Source organism: Streptomyces sp. MJM8645 (genome assembly GCF_001625365.1).
In the GTDB taxonomy this organism is placed as follows: domain Bacteria; phylum Actinomycetota; class Actinomycetes; order Streptomycetales; family Streptomycetaceae; genus Kitasatospora.
Map to the genome: position 1 here is coordinate 635,218 of NZ_LJJF01000002.1, position 22,798 is coordinate 658,015.

General features: G+C 72.0%; 18 protein-coding genes. 7 read left to right on the forward strand and 11 right to left on the reverse strand.

The window, feature by feature from the left end; all coding sequences use genetic code 11:
- Positions 1 to 44: 44 nt before the first annotated feature.
- From A6F73_RS33550 to A6F73_RS33560, 3 genes are read left to right on the forward strand one after another with little or no spacing between them, the layout of a single operon-like run.
- Positions 45 to 569 carry a DoxX family protein gene (locus A6F73_RS33550; RefSeq protein WP_063352735.1) on the forward strand — a complete coding sequence of 175 codons (525 nt, stop codon included), beginning with the start codon at positions 45 to 47 and terminating at the stop codon, positions 567 to 569.
- Positions 550 to 1,278 carry a YoaK family protein gene (locus A6F73_RS33555; protein ID WP_063352132.1) on the forward strand — a complete coding sequence of 243 codons (729 nt, stop codon included), beginning with the start codon at positions 550 to 552 and terminating at the stop codon, positions 1,276 to 1,278. The genes A6F73_RS33550 and A6F73_RS33555 overlap by 20 nt, the downstream gene beginning before the upstream one ends.
- Before the next feature lie 46 nt (positions 1,279 to 1,324).
- Positions 1,325 to 2,236 (forward strand): hypothetical protein, encoded by a 912-nt coding sequence (locus A6F73_RS33560; RefSeq protein WP_063352133.1) that lies wholly within the window; start codon positions 1,325 to 1,327, stop codon positions 2,234 to 2,236.
- A 13-nt stretch (positions 2,237 to 2,249) separates the two neighbouring features.
- Here A6F73_RS33560 and A6F73_RS33565 read toward each other — a convergent pair whose 3' ends face one another.
- From A6F73_RS33565 to A6F73_RS33575, 3 genes are all read right to left on the reverse strand, one after another.
- The gene (locus A6F73_RS33565) at positions 2,250 to 3,284 is read right to left on the reverse strand and encodes a helix-turn-helix domain-containing protein (protein ID WP_063352134.1); all 1,035 of its coding nucleotides are present in this window, start codon (positions 3,282 to 3,284) and stop codon (positions 2,250 to 2,252) included.
- Between the two features lie 141 nt (positions 3,285 to 3,425).
- Positions 3,426 to 4,397 carry a helix-turn-helix domain-containing protein gene (locus tag A6F73_RS33570; protein WP_063352135.1) on the reverse strand — a complete coding sequence of 324 codons (972 nt, stop codon included), beginning with the start codon at positions 4,395 to 4,397 and terminating at the stop codon, positions 3,426 to 3,428.
- Between the two features lie 117 nt (positions 4,398 to 4,514).
- A complete protein-coding gene (locus A6F73_RS33575; protein ID WP_244293798.1) occupies positions 4,515 to 7,271 on the reverse strand; it encodes a LuxR family transcriptional regulator in 2,757 nt (918 codons plus the stop codon).
- 232 nt (positions 7,272 to 7,503) lie between these two features.
- Here A6F73_RS33575 and A6F73_RS33580 point away from each other — a divergent pair, with 232 nt between their 5' ends.
- Both A6F73_RS33580 and A6F73_RS33585 read left to right on the forward strand, forming a co-directional pair.
- Positions 7,504 to 8,061, forward strand: coding sequence for a hypothetical protein (locus A6F73_RS33580; RefSeq protein WP_063352136.1), 558 nt, complete (start codon positions 7,504 to 7,506; stop codon positions 8,059 to 8,061).
- Positions 8,062 to 8,141: 80 nt separating this feature from the next.
- Positions 8,142 to 8,690 carry a hypothetical protein gene (locus A6F73_RS33585; protein WP_063352137.1) on the forward strand — a complete coding sequence of 183 codons (549 nt, stop codon included), beginning with the start codon at positions 8,142 to 8,144 and terminating at the stop codon, positions 8,688 to 8,690.
- 100 nt (positions 8,691 to 8,790) lie between these two features.
- Here A6F73_RS33585 and A6F73_RS44460 read toward each other — a convergent pair whose 3' ends face one another.
- Entirely contained in the window at positions 8,791 to 9,276 is a 486-nt protein-coding gene (locus tag A6F73_RS44460) for a TetR-like C-terminal domain-containing protein (protein ID WP_107453179.1), read from the reverse strand.
- On the opposite strand from A6F73_RS44460, the gene A6F73_RS33590 reads away from it, so the two are divergent.
- Positions 9,163 to 10,581, forward strand: a complete 1,419-nt coding sequence (locus A6F73_RS33590; protein WP_063352138.1) for an APC family permease — start codon at positions 9,163 to 9,165, stop codon at positions 10,579 to 10,581. The two genes, A6F73_RS44460 and A6F73_RS33590, sit on opposite strands and share 114 nt — an antisense overlap.
- A 37-nt stretch (positions 10,582 to 10,618) precedes the next feature.
- Positions 10,619 to 12,256, forward strand: a complete 1,638-nt coding sequence (locus A6F73_RS33595) for an amidohydrolase (protein ID WP_063352139.1) — start codon at positions 10,619 to 10,621, stop codon at positions 12,254 to 12,256.
- A gap of 198 nt (positions 12,257 to 12,454) precedes the next feature.
- On the opposite strand, the gene A6F73_RS33600 is transcribed toward A6F73_RS33595, so the two are convergent.
- The 7 genes from A6F73_RS33600 to A6F73_RS33630 form a co-directional block, all read right to left on the reverse strand.
- A complete protein-coding gene (locus tag A6F73_RS33600; protein WP_063352140.1) occupies positions 12,455 to 13,159 on the reverse strand; it encodes a TetR/AcrR family transcriptional regulator in 705 nt (234 codons plus the stop codon).
- Between the two features lie 161 nt (positions 13,160 to 13,320).
- Positions 13,321 to 14,313: a nitroreductase family protein gene (locus A6F73_RS33605; RefSeq protein WP_063352141.1), complete on the reverse strand. Its 993-nt coding sequence runs from the start codon at positions 14,311 to 14,313 to the stop codon at positions 13,321 to 13,323.
- Between the two features lie 206 nt (positions 14,314 to 14,519).
- Entirely contained in the window at positions 14,520 to 15,122 is a 603-nt protein-coding gene (locus A6F73_RS33610) for a TetR-like C-terminal domain-containing protein (RefSeq protein WP_063352142.1), read from the reverse strand.
- Positions 15,123 to 15,500: 378 nt separating this feature from the next.
- Positions 15,501 to 15,896 (reverse strand): hypothetical protein, encoded by a 396-nt coding sequence (locus tag A6F73_RS33615; protein ID WP_063352143.1) that lies wholly within the window; start codon positions 15,894 to 15,896, stop codon positions 15,501 to 15,503.
- Positions 15,897 to 16,289: 393 nt separating this feature from the next.
- Positions 16,290 to 17,573: a hypothetical protein gene (locus tag A6F73_RS33620; protein WP_063352144.1), complete on the reverse strand. Its 1,284-nt coding sequence runs from the start codon at positions 17,571 to 17,573 to the stop codon at positions 16,290 to 16,292.
- Positions 17,574 to 17,652: 79 nt separating this feature from the next.
- Positions 17,653 to 18,777: a hypothetical protein gene (locus A6F73_RS33625; RefSeq protein WP_063352145.1), complete on the reverse strand. Its 1,125-nt coding sequence runs from the start codon at positions 18,775 to 18,777 to the stop codon at positions 17,653 to 17,655.
- 22 nt (positions 18,778 to 18,799) lie between these two features.
- Positions 18,800 to 22,795, reverse strand: a complete 3,996-nt coding sequence (locus A6F73_RS33630) for a discoidin domain-containing protein (protein ID WP_063352146.1) — start codon at positions 22,793 to 22,795, stop codon at positions 18,800 to 18,802.
- Positions 22,796 to 22,798 lie beyond the last annotated feature (3 nt).

Here is a 22,798-nt window from a genome sequence, read left to right on the forward strand (position 1 = left end):
CACCACCGACGCTCCGTCAGAACAGGGACCAGGGACAGGACACGATGGATACCGGACTGCTGATCCTCCGCGTGGTGGTGGGCCTGCTCATCGCCGGGCACGGGGTACAGAAGGTGAGCCACCGCCTCGGGGGCAACGGCCTCGCCGGCGGGACGGAGGAGTTCCGGCACGACGGCTTCCGCGGCGGGACGCTCACCGCTCTCGCCGCGGGCGCCGGGCAGGTCGGTTCGGGCCTGTTCCTGGCCCTGGGCGCGCTCACCCCGCCGGCGGCCATGGTCGCCATGGGCGTGATGACGGTGGCGATGACCGTCAAGCTGCCGCACGGGCTCTGGGTGCAGGACGACGGCTACGAGTACCCGCTGGTGCTGGTCGTCGTCGCGGGATCCCTCGCCCTCACCGGCCCGGGCCGGTGGTCCGTGGACCACACCGTCGGCCTGACCGCCTGGCCGCTCTGGCTGTCGGTCGCGGCCGCCGTGCTCGGCCCGGCGAGCGGGCTGCTCACCCGGGTGATCCTGCACCACCCGCCCGCACCCGAGGAGGCGGCCGCCGTTGCGCGCCCTGCTGACTGACGCCCTGCGCACCCTCGCCCCGCCGCGCACCGACCGGCACGGGCCCCTCCCCCCGCTGATGCTGCTGCTGACGGTGGCGACCGGGGTGGTCGACGCCGTGAGCTACCTCGGCCTCGGGCACGTCTTCGTCGCCAACATGACCGGCAACGTGGTCTTCCTCGGCTTCGCCCTGGCCGGAGCCCCGGGCCTGTCGGCCACCGCTTCACTCGTCTCGCTGGCCTCCTTCCTGGCCGGCGCACTCGTAGGCGGGCGGCTCGCCAGCCGGTCGGCCGCCCACCGCGGACGCCTGCTGGCCTTGGCCGTCGGCGTCCAGACGGCCCTGACGGCCGCGGCGGCCGCCACCGCCGCGGCCGGCGGCGCCGACTACGTCCTGATCGTCCTGCTGGGCCTGGGCATGGGCCTGCAGAACGCGGTCGCCCGGCGGCTCGCCGTACCCGACCTGACCACCACCGTCCTCACCCTCACCCTGACCGGCCTCGCCGCCGACTCGACGGCGGCCGGCGGCACGGCGCCGCGCCCGGGCCGTCGGATCCTCTCCGCCCTGGCGATGCTGCTCGGCGGCCTCGCCGGCGCGGCGCTGGTCCTGCACGGGCGGCCCGCCGCGGCCCTCGCCCTGGCCGCCCTGCTGCTCCTCGGCACGGCGCTGGCCGCCCACCGGCTCTCGGCCGCCGACGGCCCCGACGCCCCCTGGGCCGCGCCGACAGTCTGAGCAACCCACCGCACCGTCACAACGTCAGAACATCAGGAGCTTCCCCATGATGCGACGCTTCGCCCGACGCCTCGTCCCGCTCGCCGCGGCGATCGCCGTGCTGACGGCCCTGCCCGCCGCCTCGGCGGCCCAGCCCGCACCGGCCAGCCGCCACACCTTCGCCGTCGGCCCGCAGTACGACTCCACCCACGTGTACGTCGAACCGGGCACCGAACAGGCGTTCGCGGCCAGTTGGGTGGCCACCTTCGGCGGCAGCACGATCGGCCCGAACGCCACCCAGGTGACGCCCACGCCCAGCCGGACGCTCTCCGAGCTGGTGGTCTCCCCGGTCGGCACGCTGTCGGTGTTCGACTACACCACGCCCGTCCCGTACCCGTTCGGCACCGAGCGCACCGGCTGGCTGGTCACCGACCTCGACCAGGCGGTCCGCGCCGCCCGCACCGACGGAGCCGCCGTCACCGTGGCGCCGTTCGCCGACCCGATCGGCCGGGACGCCGTCGTCCAGTTCCCCGGCGGCGTCAATGCCCAGCTCTACGTGCACACCACGCCGCCGTCCTACCCCGAGTTGGCCAGCGTGCCGGAGAACCGGCTCTACCTGTCACCGGACGCGGTGGGCGCCTTCCTGCACAGCTTCCTCGCCTTCACCCAGGGCCGGATCGTCTCCGACGACCGCCGGGCCGACGGCGCCGCGATCGGACTGCCCGGCACCGCCTACCGGCTCGTCCGCCTCACCTCCGGCTTCGGCACCACGACGGTCGCCGTGACGGACGGCCACCTGCCGTACCCGTTCGGCCGGGAGCTCACCGGCTACGGCGTGGCGGACCTCGGCGCCACCCTGGAGCGGGCGAAGGCCGCCGGCGCCTCGGTGCTGTCGGGCCCGGTCCGGGCGGGCGGCCGGGACACCGCGATGGTGCGGTTCCCCGGCGGCTACGTCGCGGAGCTGCACAACGACCGGTGAGCGGCAGGGGCGATCACACCGCGACGCCGTACCCCGCCGGCCGGGCGGCCGGAACCGGCTGCCCGGCCGACCGCACCACGCTCCCCTGGGCCAGGCCCGCCAGTGCGCACGCCTGCCACTCGCGCGGCGAGACCCCGTAGGCGGCCCGGAAGGCCCGGCTGAAGTGACTGGCGCTCACGAAGCCCCACCGGCCGGCGACCGCCGCCACGGTCGCCCGGTCCGCGTTCGGACGCCCCAGGTCCCGGCGGGACATGTCCAGCCGCTGGCGCTGGATCCAGCGGGCCACCGTCACCCCCTCGAAGCGGAAGAGCTTGTGCAGGTACCGCACCGACACGTGATGGGCCCCGGCGATCCGCTCCGGTGAGAGATCCCGGTCCCCCAGGTGGCGCAGGATGTGGTCCTTCACCCGGGCCAGGGTGGCCAGGGCCGCCTCGGGCGCCTCCGGGGCGGCCCTGCCGCGCCGTTCGTGGGCGAGCACCGCGAGCAGGTCGAGCGCCGTGGCGGCGAGCCAGCGGGCCACCTGTGGCTCCATCGAACCGGCCGACCGGGAGAGGCACTCCAGGTAGGCGGCCACCAGGCGGGCGGTGTCGTCGCGGGTGTCGAAGGCCGTCGCGGTCAGCACCCGCAGGTCCTCCTCGGTGACGCCCACCGCCGAGCGCGGCCAGTGGAACGCCGTGAAGACGAACGGTTCCGGCAGCTCCTTGACGAACGGCCTCCCGGCGTCCGAGATCGCGAAGGCGCCCGGGCGCAGCTCCACCTGGCGGCCGTCCTGGACCAGCCGGGCGGTGCCGCGGTGGTGGAGCGCCAGGGTGAGGTGGTCCTCCCCGCCGCGGGCGATCAGGCCCGCGCTGCGCTCGACCCGCTGCGGTCCGGCCTGGACCAGGGAGACCTGCACGGCGCCCAGCCGGTGGCTGGTGATCGCCGCGGGCGCGGGCGCGTCCTCTCGCAGGGCGACGTCGAGCGGGATGAAGGTACGGGAGACGGCCTCGTGCCAGTACTCGGCGCGGTCGCCGGACGGTATCCCTGTGGTGTCGAGGACGACGGACATCTGTACTCCTCTTCGGGGGGCCGGCCGATCGGGGCCCACCAGGAACGGCTGTGCAGGACGACGCGCACGGTGTCGGCCGCCTGGACGGTGGCCCGATCGTGCGCTTCGGCGGACGGTTCGGCAGACGGCTCGGCGGCCCGGTCAGCCGGCCTCGTCGTTCCGGAGCGAGCGCCACTCGCGCGGCGGGACCCCGTACGCGGCGCGGAAGGCCCGGCTGAAGTGCGCCGGGTTGACGAAGCCCCAGCGCTGGGCGACAGCTGACACGGTCGGGGCCGTACGACCGCGGCGGCCCAGCTCGCGGGCACAGGCTTCCAGGCGGCGCTGCTGGACGAGGCGGCTCACCGTCACTCCCTCGTTCTCGAAGAGCCGGTGCAGGTACCGCACGGAGATGTGGTGGGCCCGCGCGATCCGCTCGGGTGTCAGCTCCGGATCGCCCAGCCGGTGGTCGATGTACTCCCGCACCCGCCGGACCAGGTGCCCGTCGGGGCCGTCCAGCTCGTCCGTGGCCCGGCCGGCCACCAGGTGGGCGACGAGCGCGCTCACCAGGTCGGCGACGCGTCCGGCCAGCAGGTCACCGACCGGTGCGGGGAGCGACCGGGCGGACGCGGCCAAGGCGCCGAGGAAGGGCGCCAGCACCGGCCCGCAGCCGTCCGCGGGGCCGACGGCGGTGCCCGCCGCGTGCCGCAGGTCGCGCTCCGCCGCACCGAGCAGCCGGCTCGGCAGGTGGACCAGATGGGTGCGGAAGCGCTCCGGGAAGTCGACGGCGTAGGGCCGCTCGGTGTCGTACAGCATGAGCCCGCCCGGCAGCGCCTCCGCCCGGCGCCCGTCCTGCTCCAGCACGGCCCGGCCCGACACCTGCACCCCGACCCCGACCTGCGGCTCGGTGCGCGGGGCCCGGGCGATCAGGTCGGCCGTACGGGAGAGGCGGGCGGCGTCCGCCTCCAGGGTGGAGATCCGTACGTAGCCGAGCCGGTGCGACTCCAGGAGTCCGTCGAACGGCCGCCCGGTGAGCGGGTGCACCTCCACCGGCACCAGCGTCCGCGACACCATCGCGCTCCAGAACGCCGCCTTCTCCTCATCCGCGACCGACGCCGTCGTCACCCGCACGCCCATCTGACCGCCCTTCCGTCGAAGCCCTGCGCGGTCCAGCGTGGACCGCGCGCACGACGTGCCGTTAGGTCATCTGACTGCCGCGCCGGGAAGGGCGGTTCGAGGAGCCGTTCCGGCAGGTCAGCCGCCGTCCAGGGCGTGGGCGAGCGCGGCCCGGGTGGTGATGCCGAGCTTCGGGAAGATCCGGTAGAGGTGGGCCCCGACGGTGCGGGGCGACAGCTGGAGCTGCCGGCCGATCTCCTTGTTGGTCAGCCCGGTCGCGGCCAGCCGGGCGATGCGCAGCTCGTGACCGCTGAGGCCGGCCGGCTCCGCGACCGGTCCGCCCGGCGGCAGCGCCACGGAGTCGCCGGCCGCCCGGAGTTCCGCCTCGCACTGCCGGGCCCAGGGGGTGGCTTCGAGGCGGCGGAACACATGGTGGGCCGCGCGCAGCGCCTCCCGGGCCCCGGGCCGGTGGCGCCGGCGCAGCCACGAGCCGTGGGCGAGCCGCAGCCGGGCGAGGTCGAACGCCCACCGCTCGGCGCCCGGTACGGCGTACGCGGCGCGGTAGGCGGCGTCGGCCTCGTCGTCGGAGGCGGCCGGGGCGGTGGCTGCCAGGGCGGTGGCTGCCAGGGCGGTGGCGGCCGCGAAGAGGAAGGCGTGGCGACCGGAGATCTCCGCCGAGCGCGCCGCGGCTCCGGCCGCGAGGTGGTCCCGGGCCTCCTCGTGCCGGCCGGTGTGCACGGCGGCCGTCACCAGGTCGAGGACCAGCGCGTGGCGCCACGGCGACCCGTTGGGCAGCCGCCCGGGCGGGGTGAGCTCGCAGAAGTGCGCGTACGCCTCCTCGTCGCGTCCGTGGGCGAGCGCCGCCAGGCCGCGCAGGTGGGTCAGGCGGTCCAGCACGTACCGCATCCGGGCCCGGGTGGCGACCGGACGGACGGCCTGCTCGATCTCCCGCAGGCCGTCCTCGTCCCCTCGGCCGGCCAGGAAGTGGGCGTAGTACTGGCGGAACATCAGGGCGTTGGTGTGATAGCCGAGTTCGTCCGCGACCTCGGCCTCGCGCAGGCAGGCGGCCGCCCGGTCCCAGTGCCCGAGCAGGAAGTCCTGGTGGCACTTGGCCTTCGCCACCGAGCCCTGGGTGGCGTAGCCGTGGAAGCCGGTGAAGCGCCGCCACAGGTCGCCCTCGGGGCAGTCGAGCGCCGAGGCGGTCCACAGCAGGAGCCAGGCCGCACCGGCCTCCTGCTCCTCGGTCATGGCCCCGGCCACCGTCCGCAACGCTTCGGCGACCTCCGGGCCGGGGGCGGTCCAGGCCCGCAGGCACAGCCGCCCCACCTCGGAGACGTTCTCCCGGTGCCGTTCCAGGGCGTGCCACACCCACGGGTCGTCGGTGTAGCTGGCGGCCAGCAGCAGCTTGAAGTACACCTGGTCGACCAGCCCGCCGAAGGTGTCCGCGCCCGGGGCGGTCAGCGCGTCGAGGGCCGCGGGCAGCAGGGCGGCGGAGGACTCGAAGTCGACGTGGTGGCTCTGGTCCGCGTAGACCACCGCGTACGCGAACAGCGGGGCGACGTCCTGCGGCACCGTACTGGACTTCAACTCCTCCACCAGGTCCACGGCGTGGCGCAGCTGCCCGCCGCGCGCCGCCATCACCGCGGCCCAGGTGAGCCGGCGGGTCTGGTCGCAGGAGCCGGGGCTGAGGGCGGCGGCGCGTTCGAGTAGCAGCGCGCCCTCCGCGTCGCCCCCTCGACGCGCGAGGTCGCGCCCCGCCTCCTGCAGCCGCTGCGCGAGTGCCTCGTCGGGCAACAGCGCGGCCGACGCCTCGTGGGCCAGCCGCCTGGGATCGTCCGGCGCGAGGGCGGCGGACAGGGCCCGGTGCGCTTCCCGGCGGGCACTGTCGGAGGCGGTGGAGACGACGGCGGTACGGACCAGGGGGTGCCGGAACACGAGCTGTCCGGCCCGGTCGAGCCGGACCAGCCCGTCCGCCTCGATCCGTTCCAGGATCTCCCGCGCGTTCTCGTCCGCGACGGCGCGCAGCCACGCCCCGGTGGCGGACTCCGTACCGGTGGCCAGGGCGCCCAGCAGCAGCAGGCGGCCGACCTCGGGCGTCACGGCGCCCAGGCGGTCGGCGAACATCCGCTCCAACTTCCGTCCCAGTGGCAGCCGTTCGGGCAGCGGGGCGGCCCCCAGCTGCTGGGCGGCCGCCAGTTGGCGCGGCAGCTCCACCAGTGCCAGCGGGTTCCCGGCCGCCTCCGCGAGGACCCGGTCCCGGGCGGGCGCGGCGAGGTCGGGGTAGCGGGCGCCCAGCAGTAGCGCCGCGTCCGCCCGGGGCAGGGCCCGCACGTCGACGGTCTCGGCCGACCACGTCCGGGCGGCCGGTCCGCCCGGTCGGGTGGCGGCGACGATCACCACCGGCAGCTCGGCGCAGCGGCGGTTCAGGAAGGCGAACACGCTCGCGCTGGAGGAGTCGATCCAGTGCAGGTCGTCCAGGAGCAGCAGCACCGGGGCGGTCCGCACCGCCTCCTCCAGCAGGGCCAGCGCGGCGGCGCCGACGGCGAACCCGCTCGGGGTGCCGGCCCGGACGCCGAGCGCGCTCTCCAGGGCCTCCCGCTGGTGCGCGGACAGGGCGTCGGTGTGCTGGAGCAGCGAGCGGAAGGCCTGGTGGAGGGCGCCGAACGCGAGATCCGTCTCCGCCTCCGCACCGAGCGCCCGCAGGACGGTGAACCCCCGCTCCCGCGCCGCCCGTTCCACCCAGGCCAGCAGTGTGCTCCTGCCGACCCCGGCCTCACCGCGCAGCAGCACCGTGGAACCGCTCGCACCGTCCACGGCCTGGACCAGCGCCGCGGTCAGCAACTCCGTCTCCCGTTGCCGCCCGACCAGCCCCGGAACCCGCCCGTCCTCCGCCACCCTTGCCCCCTCGGGTCCGCCCGGGTCACTCCACGGGCAGCCAAGGCTACCGTCCGTCAGCATCTCCGGGCACGCCGTCGGACGCTCCCCGGGTCGCCGTGGGCCACTCAACGTGATCGGGCACGTCCGCCGTGGCACGTCGTTCGACTTCTTCGGTTCGTCCGCGTTTTGGCTCCGGGCCGCAGGGCACGCGCCGGTCAGGGAGGTCCGGAGCTACAAACGGAGGACCCAAATGTCAACAGGGACCCTCATCGCAGTCCTCGTCATCGTCTTCGCCCTTCTGGTCGTGGCCGCGCTGGTGGCGACGTTCGCCATCCGCCGCCGCCACCTGCAGGAACGGTTCGGCCCGGAGTACGACCGGACCGCCGAGGCGAAGGACGGCCGTTTCGCCGCCGACCGGGAGCTGCGCAAGCGCGAGTCGCGCCACGACTCGCTGAACATCAAACCGCTGTCACCAGGTGCCCGTGACCGCTACGCCAAGGACTGGGCACGGGTGCAGGAACAGTTCGTCGACCGGCCCGACGACACGGTGCACGAGGCGGACCGGCTCGTCACCACGCTCATGAGCGAGCGCGGATACCCGACCGAGGGGTACGAGCAGCAGCTCAAGGACCTCTCCGTCGAACACGGGAACGTGCTGACGCACTTCCGGTCCGCTCACGAGGTCAACGACCGCAGCAGCCGCCACCAGGCGACCACGGAAGAACTGCGGGGCGCCATGGTGCACTACCGCACCCTGTTCGAGGAACTGCTCCACAACGGCGACCGTCCGCAGGGCAGCCGTGCGTGAGCCCCGGACCGGCGAGTTGAGCCGACGGGGCGAGACCGGCGACGGCCGCCGACCGGAACTGCCGAAAGGGAAGTGAAGAGATGCACAGCCGAGCAACATCCGAACCGGTCGAGGGCGGCCTGTCCACGGAGGACCTGGCCGGCGCCCGACAGGACACCGACGAACAGAACGACACCTCCGGGGCGGATTCGCCACCGGCGTTCCCCGGGGAAGCCACCACCGAACAGCGGAGCGGCGAGCAGGAGTTCACGCTCGAAGGCCGCGACCGCGAGCAGGAAAGTGGGCAGGAAGAGCACCAGGAAACGGGCTACACCCAGGCAGCCGAGCCGTCCGAGCGCACCGAGGGCTCGGAATCCGCCGAGAACGAACCCCTGCTGGGCGGGCAGCAGGAGGAGTTCCGCTCCCGGTGGCAGAAGATCCAGGGCGAATTCGTCGACGACCCGCGCAACGCCGTGTCCGCGGCCGACAACTTGGTCGCCGAGGCGATGCAGGCACTCGCCACCACCTTCTCCGCGCACAAGCAGGACCTCGAAGGCCAGTGGCACCGCGGCGACGAGGTGCCGACCGAAGAACTGCGCGTCGCGCTCCAGCGCTACCGCTCGTTCTTCAACCGCCTGCTCAACACTTGAAGCAACGGGGCCGAAGCCGCGCCCCCCGACCTGCGATGATCGAGCTCCATCCGGTCCTCGCCCAAAAAACCGAACAGGTTCTTCGGGCCTCCTGCGAACCTCAGGAGGCCTGCTGCTGGACCGGACCGGGCGACAGCAGCCGCGACACGAGGGTGCGGGTCCATTCGGCGGTCAGCGGCAGGTCGGTGAAGACGGCACGGTAGTAGAGGGGCGCGAGTACGGCGTCCGCGGTGTGTTCGAGGGTCGGGGGCTGTTCGCCCCGGGCCCGTTCCCGCCCGAGGACGGCTTCGAGCCCTTGCGCGCGCTCTCCTGCGCGCCAGCTCTTATGACAACAGCATTGACGTGTAGGGACGCCACCGGTTTCATATCTCGCACCCCTCCCCCACACGAGCAAGGCGGTGATCCGTTGACACCGACGGTGAAGGCCACGGGCGACGCTCCGAGACCGGACACGAGCAGCCCCCACGTCACCATGCACAAGTCCATCGGCCTGCTGGACGGGGCGACGATCGCCGCCTCCAGTACGGCGGCCACCAGCAGCATCGGCATCGGCCTGGGCCTGATGGCCGGAGTCGTCGGCCTGCACCTGCCCGCGATCATGCTGTTGGCCTTCCTGCCCGTGCTCGCCATCGCGGGCGGGTACGGGCGACTGAACGCCGTTGAGCCGGACGCCGGCAGCAGCTACCGCTGGGTGGGCCGAATACTCAACCCCTGGCTGGGCTTCCTCACCGGCTGGGTGAACACCGTCGGCACCGTGGTCTTCATGGCCTACACCACCACGGTCACCGGGTCCTCCATCATCCAGCTCCTCGACCTGGCCCACGTGCGCAGCGTCGCGGGCCTCCGCCTCGACGCCGACTCGACCGTCCAGTGCACCCTGCTCGGCCTGGTGGTCCTGGCCGGCGCGGCGCTGGTGGCGGTGCGCGGCCTGGACCTGGCCGCCCGGCTGCAGAAGGCGCTGCTGGTGTTCGAGTACGCGGTGCTGCTCGGCTTCTGCGGGTACGGACTGTTCGCCGGCGACCAGCCGTTCTCACTGCAGTGGTTCAACCCGTTCGACATCCCGTCCTTCGACGCGCTCGCCCAGGGCATGGTGCTGGCGGTGTTCTGCTACTGGGGCTTCGAGTCGGTGTTCAGCGTCGGCGAGGAGGTGCGCAGCCCCCGGGACGCCTCGCGGGGCGGCATGCTCGCCCTGGTGGTGATGCTGCTGCTCTTCCTGCTCGCCGGTACGGCCTTCCAACGGGTGCTGCCGCTCGACGAGTTGGCCGACAACGGCGCACACGGGCTCGCCTACTTCGGCACGACGCTCGCCCACCAGCCGTTGGCCGCCCTGCCGTTGATCGCGCTCATGTTCTCCGCGGTGGCCTCCCTGCAATCGTCCGTGATCCCGACGGCGCGCGGAATGTACGCGATGGGGCGCGACGGCGTGCTCGGCCCGGTCTGGACCCGGCTGCACCCGAAGCACGCGACGCCCGCCGTCGGCACGCTCCTGATCACCGGCATCGCGATGGCCCTCGCGCTGGCCTCGATCGTCATCCCCACCGTCAACGACCTGATCTCCGCCTCCGTCAACGCGATCGGCATCATCGTCGCGCTGTACTACGCGCTGACGGCCGTCGCGGCGGCCGTCCGGTTCCGGCACCTGCTGCGCAGCAACCTACTGGAGGGGCTGCGCGCGGTGGTCGGCCCGCTGCTGGGCGCGGCGACCCTGCTCGCCGTCGGCGGCTATCTCGCCTGGTCGTTCTACGACTCCGCCGACCACTTCGAACTAGCCGCCGACAACGGGTGGTTCGAGCTGACCGTGACGGTGATGATGATCGTCACCGGACTACCGGCGGCCGCCTGGGCCCGCTGGCGGCGGCGCTCGCCCTACTTCCTGCCCGACACCGACTGACGATCCACGGAAGCCACGAGAGAACGGAGCACCCCCCATGCCCGAGGCCGATCTGGTCTTCACCCGCGGCCCGGTCCACACCGGTGACGCAGCCCGCACCCGGGCGACCAGCCTGGCCGTGACCGGCGAGCGGATCACCGCCGTCGGCCACGACGAGGTCCGGGAGCTGATCGGGCCCGGGACGGAGGTCGTGGACCTCACCGGCAAGCTGCTGCTGCCCGGATTCCAGGACGCGCACATCCACGCGGTCTTCGGCGGCACCGAGTTGGCGGTCTGCGACCTCACCGGCACGGTCGGCGTCGCCGACTACCTGGAGCGGATCCGCGCGTACGCCGACGCCAATCCCGGCCAGGCGTGGATCACCGGCAGCGGCTGGTCGATGGAGAGCTTCGAGGGCGGGCTGCCGACCCGGCAACTGCTGGACTCCGTCGTCCCGGACCGCCCGGTGTACCTGACCAACCGCGACCACCACGGCGCCTGGGCCAACACCCGGGCGCTGGAGCTCGCCGGCCTCACCCGGGACACCCCCGATCCGGCGGACGGCCGGATCGAGCGCGAGCCGGACGGCACTCCGGGCGGCACGCTCCAGGAGGGCGCCACCGGCCTGGTCGCCCGGCTGATCCCGCCCTCCACCGCCGCCGACCGGCTGGACGGGCTGCTGCGCGCCCAACGGCTGCTGCACTCGCTCGGCATCACCGGCTGGCAGGACGCGCTGCTCGGCGAGTTCAACGGCCAGCCGGATCCGTCCGACGCCTACCTGGCCGCCGCGCGCTCCGGCGCGCTGACCGCCCGGGTGACCGGCGCGCTCTGGTGGGACCGCGACCGAGGGGCCGAGCAGATCCCCGAACTGGTCGAGCGGCGTGCAGGGTTGAGCCAGGGGCGGTTCCGGGCCGGCTCGGTGAAGATCATGCAGGACGGCATCGCCGAGAACTTCACCGCTGCTATGACCAGCCCCTACCTGGACGGCTGCGGCTGCGCCACCGCCAACTCCGGCCTCAGCTTCGTCGACCCGGCCGCCCTGCGCGGGTACGTCACCGAGCTGGATGCGCTCGGCTTCCAGGTGCACTTCCACGCCCTCGGCGACCGGGCCGTCCGCGAGGCGCTGGACGCGGTCGAGGCCGCCCTCGCCGCCAACGGGCGACGCGGCACCCGCCATCACCTCGCCCACCTCCAGGTGGTTCACCCGGATGACCTCGACCGTTTCGCCCGGCTCGGCGCGATCGCCAACATCCAGCCGCTCTGGGCCGCGCACGAGCCTCAGATGGACGAGTTGACGATCCCGTTCCTCGGCCCGGAGCGCGCCGCCTGGCAGTACCCCTTCGGCGCCCTCCAGCGCGCGGGCGCCACCCTGGCGGCGGGCAGCGACTGGCCGGTGAGCAGCCCGGACCCGCTCGCCGGCGTTCACGTGGCCGTCAACCGGAGGGAGCCGGGGGCCGCCGACGGCCGGGTCTTCCTCCCCGAGCAGCGCCTCGACCTGGCCTCCGCCCTCGCGGCGTACACGGCCGGAACCGCGCACGTCAACGGCCATGACGACGCCGGCACCCTCACGGCGGGCCACCTCGCCGACCTCGTCGTCCTGGACCGCGACCTCTTCACCGCCCCCGCCGAGGAGATCGCCGACGCCCGCGTCCTGCGCACCTACGTCGGCGGCCGGCTCGTCCACGCGGCGGACTGACCCACCCGGGGGTGAGTCGGCGCCCCGGCGTCTCAGGGCACTACCGGCATCCCCCGCACGAAGTGATGAAACGTACCCAGGAACGCGTAGGCGCCAGGGCTGCGTCGGCACCGTGACGGTCGCCGACGCAGCCGGGAGCGATCGGCCCGGTTCCGAGGGCCGATTCGGATCCGGCAGCGCTCGGCCCGTCGCCCGCGCTCAGCCCGTCGCCGGGAGACGGGCCTCGGCGGCATCGAGGAGGAGGTCGAGGGCGTAGGGATAACCGCTGCGGCGCATGTCACTGGTGAGGAGGCGGGCGGTGGCGGCGATGTGCGGGTGCGTGGTGGCGTCGAGCCGGGCGTAGGAGGCCTGCCAGACCTCCAGGTCGGCGGCCTGGGCCGCGGCGGGCAGGGCGAGGGCGGCGGCGTCGAGCGCGGCGAAGCCGAGGCTCTGGTCGACGAAGGCGTGGTAGATCCGGACGGCCTCGCGGTCGGGGAAGCCCGCCCCGCGCAGGACGCCGAGGATGGCCTCGACGGCGGCGATCTCGTAGGTTCGGCCGGTGGTGCGGTGGGCGGCGAGCAGCGCGGCCTGGGGGTGGGCCTGGTAGGCGGCGTGGATTCGCAGGCCGATGGCGCGCAGGTCGGCGCGCCAGTCACCAGTGGCCTGCCAACCGTACTGGGCGCGGCCGATGAGCTCGTCGGCGACGGCGAGCAGCAGGTCGTCGGTGCTGCGGAAGTAGCGGTAGACGGCGCTGGGATCGGCGCCGAGCGCGGTACCGAGCCGCCGTACGGTGAGCGCGTCCGCGCCGTGCTGCTCGATGAGCCGCAACGCGGTATCAACGATCAGTTCCCTGGACAGGATGACGCCTTGCTTGGTGGGCCGCCGACGCTGCCGCCGGGGCTCGGGGACTACCCGTTCGCTCATACCGGCAGCGTAGGTCAACATGCTTGACGTAAGCCAGGGAAGGCTCGCATTTCCGCCGTGCCCGAGGAGGTCCCGTGCACCCTCCCGGCCCTGGCCGCCGGAGAAGAGCGCCAGATCGCGATCCCGCAGAAAGCCGCGGCCCAGGGCCCCACCGGCTTGCTCTACGACGCCGACGTCGCCGGGTCGAGGACGTCCTCGACCCGGCGACGCGGGCTGGCCGCACCGGACGGACCGTAGCCGAGGCGCAGCACGAGCTGGACGTGCCCGGGTCCCTCGTGCGGGTCGCGCAGGCGCCAGCGGGTGTCGGGGATCTCGACGGCCTGGTGCAGGACGGAGGCACGCAGGCCGTGGTCGGTGGCGAGCAGCCAGACCCGTTCCATGGCCTGTCCGGTGCGCAGCCATTCTGCCCGGCTGTCGAGGTGGGTGGTGAGGGTGGCCAGTTGCGGCAGCGCCTCGAAGCGTTCGGCCGGGGTGCTGTGGTGCGGCGGGTGTCCGGCGAAGCCTCGCATCGGGACGCGGGCGTCGCGGTCGTGCGAGCCGAGGGCGGCGAGCGGGATGCCGTCGTAGGAGGGCTCCAGCCGTAGCCAGCGGCGGGTCTCGGCCTCGCGGGTGACGTCGGCGGCGATCCGGGCCTCGGCCTCGGAGGTGAGGGCGAGCACGCGGCACACCCCGTCCTCCTCCAGCACGGTGAGCGTGACGCCTTCGTCCCGGCCCGCCGAGATGAGCTCGGCGACCAGTGCCTCGGGGACGTCCCGGTTGGTGAACGGCTGCCGGCTGGAGTGACGCCCGGCAATGGCCGGGTAGAGGTCGGCACCGAAGGGCAGCGGTGTGCGGGCCTGCGCGGACAGGTCGAGCACGGCACACGGCTGCGCGCCTTCGCCGGCCGGCAGCAGCCGGACGGCGGCCTCGCGGCCGAGGTGGGCGGCGGCCACACGCAGGTTGAACAGGGCGGCGCCGATCGAGATGTGCAGCGCCCTGCCGGCCGGGTCGGCGGCCGGAACGGCCCGGCTCAGCTCGGCGCGGACCTCCAGGCCGAGCAGGTCGGGCGTGGGACGGAAGCGCCAGGGCTGGCTGTTGTGCAGCGAGGGCGCCAGGCCTCCGGCTTCGGCCAACAGGTGCAGATCCGCAGTGGTGAGGGCGGTTTCGGTGGTCATGGTTGATCACTCCCTGTTCTCGGCGGGGAGCTCCGGTGGTTCAAGCATCCGCCGATCCGGTGATGCCGAGCGAGAGCCCTAAGGCCCTGGCCCCACGGCCGAGCGGCACCGGTGCCCGCCGACGCGTCCCGGCCGACTCCCCGACCACGGAAGTACCGCAACTCGCATCCACCGACCGAACAGGTTCTTCGGGCCTCCTGCGAACCTCAGGAGGCCTGCTGCTGGACCGGACCGGGCGACAGCAGGCGCGACACGAGGGTGCGGGTCCATTCGGCGGTCAGCGGCAGGTCGGTGAAGACGGCACGGTAGTAGAGGGGCGCGAGTACGGCGTCCGCGGTGTGTTCGAGGGTCGGGGGCTGTTCGCCCCGGGCCCGTTCCCGCCCGAGGATGGCTTCGAGCCCTTGCGCGCGCTCTCCGCGGCACGCCGCGGCACCCTGTTCTCCGCCCGTGCCGATGGTGGCGCGCACCAGGGCGAGGGTGTCCGGGTCGCCGAGGTCCTTGGCGAGGTCGAACGCGTAGCGCTCCAGGTCCCCGCGCAGGCTCCCGGTGTCCGGCACGACGATGTCCCCGGTGAAGCGGCTGGTCGCGACGTCGGCGAGCAGTTCGCCGACGGATCGCCACCGGCGGTAGACGGTGGTGGCGTGCACGCCCGCGCGGGCGGCCACCACCGGGATCGTCAGCACGTCGGGGGAGCCTTCGGCCACCACTTCCTGGACGGCCCGGTGGACAGCCGCTCGGACCTTCGCGGAGCGGCCACCGGGCCGGCTGCCGTTGCCGTTGCCGGACGGAGGGGTCGTCGTAGCGGTCATGCGGCCAGTATCGCATCGATCACTGCTTTTTAGGCTTTCCCCGGGCAAGCCTCCGACCCGCAGGAACGCAGCCGACATGCCGCCTGACCTGCGAAGGTCACTCTCGGTGCCTCGTGTCGCCAGCGGTCGTTTCCCGTCCTCATGCGTGCTGAATCCGTGCCCCGAGGGGGCTTCGCAAGCCCGGGGGCTGGGCGACGAAGCATGCATCGTCGCCCAGCCCCCAGCGAACTGAAGCGCCGAGCAAGGCTCGTGCAGCCACCCCAGCATTCGAGCTTCCGCAGCCAGCAGCCCACCCTGGCAAGGCCGGAGGCCGCTGCCCTTCAGTCACTCTTGGTAGCTGCCCGCCGCCTCGATCCACCGCGGCCGCAGGTCACGGAATCAGATGGAGATGACCCTGCCCTTCGCGAAATTAGGATCGCCTTGCTGCCCGTAGATGCTGATCCTGTACTGCGTGCTCGACACGTGCTCCCCCATAGCGAACAGCATCAGCTTGCTGCCGTCCGCATAGAAGAAGAGGGTGACACTCTGCTGCCCGTTGCCCGAGCTCGCGTGCAGAACCGGCTTCCCGCGGAACTGGTAGGACCCCGTGGGCTTTCCCTGCCCGTTGAACGCCTGATTGAGGGACTGCTTCAGGTTCGCCAACCTGTTGCCCATTCCTGCTTCATTGAGGACGTTCACCAGGTAGGACTCGGCTTGCGGCTGGCGCATGGGGGTGGTCTGAGTCCCGTCGGTTTTGATGACCACCATCTCGGAAACTGCTGCAAGTGATGCCATGATCTCCCTTTCGACCCTTCGAACACGGTACTCCGGGATCGGCCCGAACCACCCTCAGATTACCCAGCGAGGCTGGGCCAAGTGAGGCTTTCCGGAAATCAGTCACACCATTCGCAGAGTCGGCTGGCTTCCCCGAGTTCGACAGCCGAAGAACGCGTGAACTCAGTGCTTCCGAGATCCACCAGGACTGGCCAGGTGTGGAGCCGACAGCAATTCCCAGTCGGCACTCAGCCGCGTCCGCTGGAGTGGTGAATCGATGGCCGATCATAATCCGGCGTCAGGATACGAGGCGAGTTCCGAGCCGAGGTAGCGACAGGCAGCAGCTCCCAGCACCCAGGCATTATGGGCGGCGACAGAACGCGCCAGAAGCCTTCCCTTCTCCGTCCACTCCGACTAGATCGGGCCACCGGATCCGAAGGGGACGAAGAAGAACGTGGTGCTGGGGTAGGGCCCACTTCCACCCATAGGTACGGTTTTCGCAACGACGGCAGCATCCCGAGGGGCCGGAAAGCAGAAATTGCTGCTCCTTGCGATATTCAGCGTGCAGCTCCCACTTGAACGCTGAATAGTGAACTCCAGCGCGTGGCCTCCATCGGCGTTCCCGAAGATCATTCCATCCGTACTGAACCTGAAGGTCTTCGCCTCTTTCATCGTGACAGTGAGTCGATGGATCAGGTCTCCGTCCATGATATTTGCGGCACCCTTGATGCTGAGTCCGTCGTGGGCGGTGGTGTTCCCGTGGATGTCGAGGTGGCCCTTGCCTAGGTCGGTGCCAATAGTGATCCCTTTCGCCTGCAGCTCGTCGAGAGTGTAGGTCTTCCCCTCGACCACGAGGATGTCGCGGGCGACTAGGTCTCCGCGTACGACCAGGCCGTTATGGGCGGTGGCATTGCCGTAGACGTTGAGGTGGCCGGTGTCGAGGTCGGGTTTGGCGACGGTGACGGCGGTGGTGAGGGTGTGGACGAAGCTGGCGTCCTCGGCCGAGGTGGCTTGGAGCATGAAGCCGGTGGTGTTGTGCAGCGCGGGCGAGGTCCACTTGGGTTCGGAGTTGACGTTCGGGTCGGACTTGTCGTCCCAGTACATGACGCAGGTGCCGTTCTGGATCTCCCAGGTGAGGGTGACCTTCTCGCCGTTCTCGACCATGATCTTGCTGGGACGCAGGTTGCGGAACAGGAAGCCGGGCGGGGCCTTGTCCACCGTGATCCGGACCGGCTCCTTCGGGGTGAAGTTGCCGTTGGTCGGCGACGTCTCCTCGATGACCTCGATCACGGGCTTGCCGACCACCTTGTTGATCGGGATCTGCGAGATGACCAGGGTGACCGCCCACTGCCCGGTGAACTCCGGCGCCCGGCCCGGGGTGAAGGTGAACACCCGCTTGTCCCCTTCCGCGGCGGCCGTGGCAGTCCAGCCGTTGCCGTGCCCCGGATCGGAGCCACCGGTGACCGACTGCTTGATGTCGTTGGTGTTCACCGTGGTCAGATGCGCAGCGCCCGCGCCGATCGGGATCTTGACGATGATCTTCCGGCAGTACGCGGCCGTCGTCATGTTCCGGCCGACCGTGATGTCGAGCCGGCCGATGACGGGGTCCTTGTCGGTGCTCGCGTTCAACGGATCCGTCGGACTCGTGGCGAGGGAGTAGCTGAGCAGCGCGTCGGCGGAGGTGGCGTGAATGGCCATGCTGTCGTCCTTGTCCTGGAGTCGGGCGCCTACGGCGGAGGGAGTTGGCGCGGTGGGGCGGCGGAATCGCCCGCAGGACTCAGTGCGGGATGGTTCCCAGGAACTCCAGCTCACCGTCGCCGAAGGAGCACCAGTGCAGAGTGGCCTCGATATCACGCCAATAGTGGCGGGTGTACATGCACTCTCCTTGGTGCAAAGGCACGGAGAGGGTCTTCTCCTCATCCCCGGCGCCGACATCTGCGCTGAACGTGGCGATCCGGTCGTGATAGTCGCTGCCGTCTGCTCGGATCCATAGCTCAATGTTCCTGGCGCTGGAGCCGGTTCGCTTGAAGGTCACGGTCACGATGCCGTCGGTGGTCGCCCGCCAGTCACTGCTGTCCTCCATCGCGACCGGAGGGTGGCGACGCAGGATCCTGGCCTTCCCGTAGACGGTGAGGTCTCCGATTTCGATATCCGGCTTGTCCACAGTGACGGCCGTGGTGAGGGTGTGGATGAAGCTGGCGTCTTCGGCCGAGACGGCCTGCAGCATGAAGGCGGTGGTGTTGTGCAGCGCGGGCGAGGTCCACTTGGGTTCCTTGCTGACGTCCGCGCCGGGCTGGTCGTCCCAGTACATGGTGCAGCGGGCGTTCTGGACTTCCCAGGTGAGGGTGACGGGGCAACCGTTGTCCACCATGATCTTGCTCGGGCGCAGGTTGCGGAACAGGAAGCCGGGCGGGGCCTTGTCCACAATGATTGTGGTGGTCTTCTGAGTGAAGTCACCGTTGGTGGGCGAGCTTTCCTCGATGACTTCGATGACCGGCTTGCCGACCACCTTGTTGATCGGGATCTGCGAGATGACCAGGGTGACCGCCCACTGCCCGGTGAACTGCGGCGGCCGGCCCGGGGTGAAGGTGAAGACCCGGTGGTTGCCCTCGGCGACGGCGGTCGCGGTCCAGCCGCCGCCCTGCTCCGGCGTGGTGCCTCCGGTGACCGACTGCTTGATGTCGTCGGTATTGACGGCAGTCAACTCCGCGGCGCCCGCGCCGACCGGGATCTTCACAACGATCTTCCGGCAGTACGCGGCCGTCGTCATGTCCCGGCCGACCGTGATGTTCAGCCGCCCGATGACGGGGTCCTTGTCGGTACTCGCGTTCAGCGGATCCGTCGGACTTGTCGCGAGGGCGTAGCTGAGCAGTCCGTCGGTGGAGCTGGTGTAGATGGTCACGCGGTCCTCATCTGTCCGGGGGTCAGGCACCTGGGGCGGGACGGAGCTGGAGGTAGCCGGCCCGCGCGGTGGGGATCGGGTCGTCGGGGTGAGCGGCGCTGTCAGCCTGGAGGATCGGCAGCTCACCCCACTCGGGTACCGGGCCTGCGGTCGCGTAGGGCTCGGCCCAGGTCCAGTCGCCGTGCCAGGCGGCGGGACGGGGCATGAGCAGGCCGCTGCCGGGCGCATCGGTGCTGACCACGAAGGAGCGGACTGCCACCGGGGCGGCCAGGGCGCCGGTGAACCGCAGCCGCAGGTAGCGGGTGGAGAGCGCGGTGTCGAGGTGGATCTCGGCAGCGGCGGGGCAGTCGGCAAGCACGGTCCAGGCTTCGGCGTCGGCGGAGTGTTCCAGGACGCCGGCCGGCGTGGTGTGCCCGCCGGTGAGGTCGCCCGGATAGAGGTCGACGCGGTCGACGTTGCGCTGTTCGCCGAGGTCCACAAGAACCCAACTACCCGAGCCGGCCTGCTCGGTGCTGAGCCAGTACGTGCTGAGGTCGCCGTCCAGCAGGTTGGCCAGTGGGAAGCCGTCGGCGGCGCCGAGCGGGGAGCCGGCCTCCTGCTCACCAAGCCGGGTGGGGGCGAGCAGCGGGTCGAGGCGGAAGGAGGCGCGGATGCGGGCGAGCGCCTGGTGGACGAGGTCGGCGTCCAGGCCGAGGGCGGCGACGGGCAGGATGCCGGTGGTGGCGTGCACCGGCGTGTGCGGGTCGGCGAGCAGCGTGAGGCGATGGGTGATCAGTTCACTGCCGGGGCGGGCGGGCAGCGCGAGGTCGTGGCCGTGCCCGATGGGCTGGACGTAATCGCTGTTGCCGGGCGCGGGGGCGACCGCGTTGAGCCGGGTGTAGTCGGTGGCACCGCCGGGGCCGGTGGTGCTGGCGTAGTAGCCGATCAGGCCGTCGGTGAGGCGCTCGGGGTCGCCGAGCTTGATCGGCCACTGGTAGCTGGGGTAGTAGTCCTCGGGCGGCGGTTGGAGGGCGTCCCAGCCGGAGCTGGTCAGCGGCGGGCCCTGGAGTTCGATGCCGAGTGCGGCCCGGATGAGGGCGACGGGACGTCCGGCGAGGCGGGCCGGGGTGCGGTCCTCCTGGGCGCTGGGGTCGGTGATGGTGTCCAGGGTGGCGTCGATGGTGGCCATCAGGTGCCGGAAGGCGGCGGGTGGCCGGCGATCGGTCAGTTCGAGGATCAGGCCGGCCAGATCCGGGAAGACGTCGGCGAAGTCGGCCGGCCCGGCGTAGGGAGCGTGCGGCAGCGGGTTGAAGGCGGTGCGGGTGTCGTCGCCGACCACGCGCAGCTCGCCCAGCGGTGCGCCGTCGGGTGCGTAGACCAGCAAGGTCTCGTCGAGGTAGTTGAGGAGCAGCCAGCCCGCCACCGGGGTCTCGCCGACGGCGGCCGGGTCAGGGGAAAGAGCGGTGTAGCGGGCGTTGTCACGCGAGCGGAGTGCGTCGAAGCGCATCCGGGTGTCCTGGAGCAGACGGGGAGGCAGTTGGAAGAACCGGTCGGGTGCGGCGACGCCCTCGAAGAGCGGCTTGTCGGGTTTCACGCTGTCGGCGTGGGCGGTGGGGAGCTTCAGGTAGTTCTGCTGCTGGAGGTTGGTGGCGTCGCAGGAGCGGCCGAAGCGGTCGATGATCCGCAGGTCGCGGAAGTAGAACTGGCCGGCGCGCACGGGCTGGAAGCGGTCCGGTGGGGTCGTGCCGAAGGCGCCTGCGGCGGGGACGGACTGCGGGTCGCCGAACCGCCACCCGTTCTCCGGCGACGGCAACATCCGCGCGGCGCCGTCCTGTTGCAGCAGCCAGTCGTTGAAGCCGTCCAGGGTCTGGGAGAGCAGGTCGAGCTGCTCGTAGTCCTCGCGCAGGGCCCGCAGGCCGACGGTCTCCGACGCGGGGTAGCTGTCGAGGTAGCGCTCGATCTGGCGGCGCAGCACGTAGGAGACGGTGGGGGCGAGGTAGCAACGGTCGGCGAAGGTCAGCCAGCGCATCTGGTCGTCGCCGGTGGAGTCCTCGCCGCTGCGCTGGGCGCCGGTGCCGTCCCAGTGGTAGTCGGTGCCTTTGCCGGTGGTCTTGAAGGTCCAGTTGTCGCGGTTGTCGCTGTGGTACGGGATGGGGCAGTAGTGCAGTTCCCACTGGAGGTACATCGGGGCCCAGGGCTGCTGCCAGAGCGCGGTGTACTCGGCGAGGGTGCCGCGCAGCTTGCCCGCGGGGTCCTTGAGGGCGACCTCCAGGGCGTTGCTGGTGCCCGAGGTCGTGCGGTAGGCCTGGTCGAGGAGGTCGCATTCGGCGAGCAGCGCACGGCAGGCGGTCGGCAGGTTCGTCAGGTCGGGCACCAGCGGGGTGGTGGGCACGGGGACGGTGGCGTCGTTGATGACGATCGAGCTCAGCAGTCCGCTGGGGATGCGGCAGGGCAGCGGGTCGTCCTCGTCGCGGCTGAGCGGTTCGCCGGCGCCGGTGCCTTCGATGACGACGACGGGGTCGGCGGGGCGGTAGAACGGCTCGCGGGCGATGCGCTTGAGTTCCAGCGTCTCGGGGAGGCCTCGTCGGTGGGCCTCGGCGTCGATGGCGGCCTGCTGCGCCTCGGGGGTGAGGCCGTGCGGCAGGGCGGCCAGCAGAGTGGCGGTCTGTGTGAGGAGGGTCTGGGCCTGCGTGGCGAGACTGCCGCCGACGGCGGGGCTGAGCTGGGTGTCCGCAGCGGCATCGAAACCGTCCGGGTGCTCGCCGGGCTGGTTGCGCAGCCACCACAGCGTCCACAGGCGTTGCCGGGCGTCGCGCAGCAGGGGCGCGAGGGCGTCGTACCGGGCCTGGGCTTCGTTGAGTTCGTCCAGCCAGGCGGGCACCGGCGGCAGGTCGACGGGTTCGTCGCTGGGGCGGGGGACGATCTGCCAGGCGTTGCCGCCGTCGCTGCCGGAGTACCAGGCGCGGCGGGTGGCCTCGTCCAGGTCGGTTTCGCCCTCGACGGTGCCGTAGGTGTCGATGGTGCCCTCGAACAGTGCACGTACGAGGTCGCCGGTGCGCGGCGAGCGGGTCTGCCGGGTCACGAGCGCGGCTGCGGCGTCGGCGGTGCTGTGGCCGATGGCGACGGTCTGGTGCAGGGGCCGCGGGCGGGCGTCCGGCTGGGGGTAGAAGTTGAGCTGCCGCCAGGGGATGCCGAGGCTGTGCCCGGCGTACAGGGTGCGCTGCGGGTCGGGCGCGTCGGCGGGGGCGGACCAGCCCAGGGCGGCGAGGATCTCGCGCACGCCGCTGACGCCCTCGGGTAGCAGTCCGGGGATCTCGGCGGCCTTGGTGAGGATGTCCGAGGCGGGGTCGGAGTACCAGCCGATCACCTGGTAGCTGAGTTCGGTGTCCGGCGGGTAGAGGTTGACCTCGTCGGGGTCGTCCTCGTGCTTGATGTCCTGGAGGGTGTCGTGGAGGAGGAAGACGTCCTTGTGGTAGATCGCGAAGGCGGCGAAGGCCGGAAGGCCGGGGCCGACCGCGGTCAGGAACAGCTCGCGGGGTGCGTCCTCGGGTTCGGTCCACGGCCCGTCGGCGAGCTTGTGGTGGCGGCCGATCCAGTCGGTGTGCGGGTCGCTCTCGCCCCCACCGGGGCTGCGGGTGGTGGCGAAGCGGCTGGTGCCGTAGCCGAGCCTGGCCTGGTAGTCGCTGTCCTCCAGGTAGTCGGAGTGCACGACCCAGCCGGTGGCCTTGCGCACGCCGAGCGGGGAGCGGTGGTAGCGCACGACGAGCCAGCGGTTGGGCACCAGCGGGAAGGTGGTCTCACCGGTGGCGGGGTCGTAGTGGCCGCGGGTGAGCGCCTCGGGCAGTTCCCACTGGACGTGCAGTCCGTCGTCGCCTTCGCTGATCCCCTGGTCGCTCTGCCCGGGGCCGGGTTCGGCCGGGGCGTTGTCCTCGACCATCCCGCCGAGGTTCGGGTACCAGCGGGTGAACAGGTCGCCGGCCCTGACCTTGTCGTTGACTTGGAGGGTCCGCACGCGTACCGGCACGATCAGGTCACTCATCTG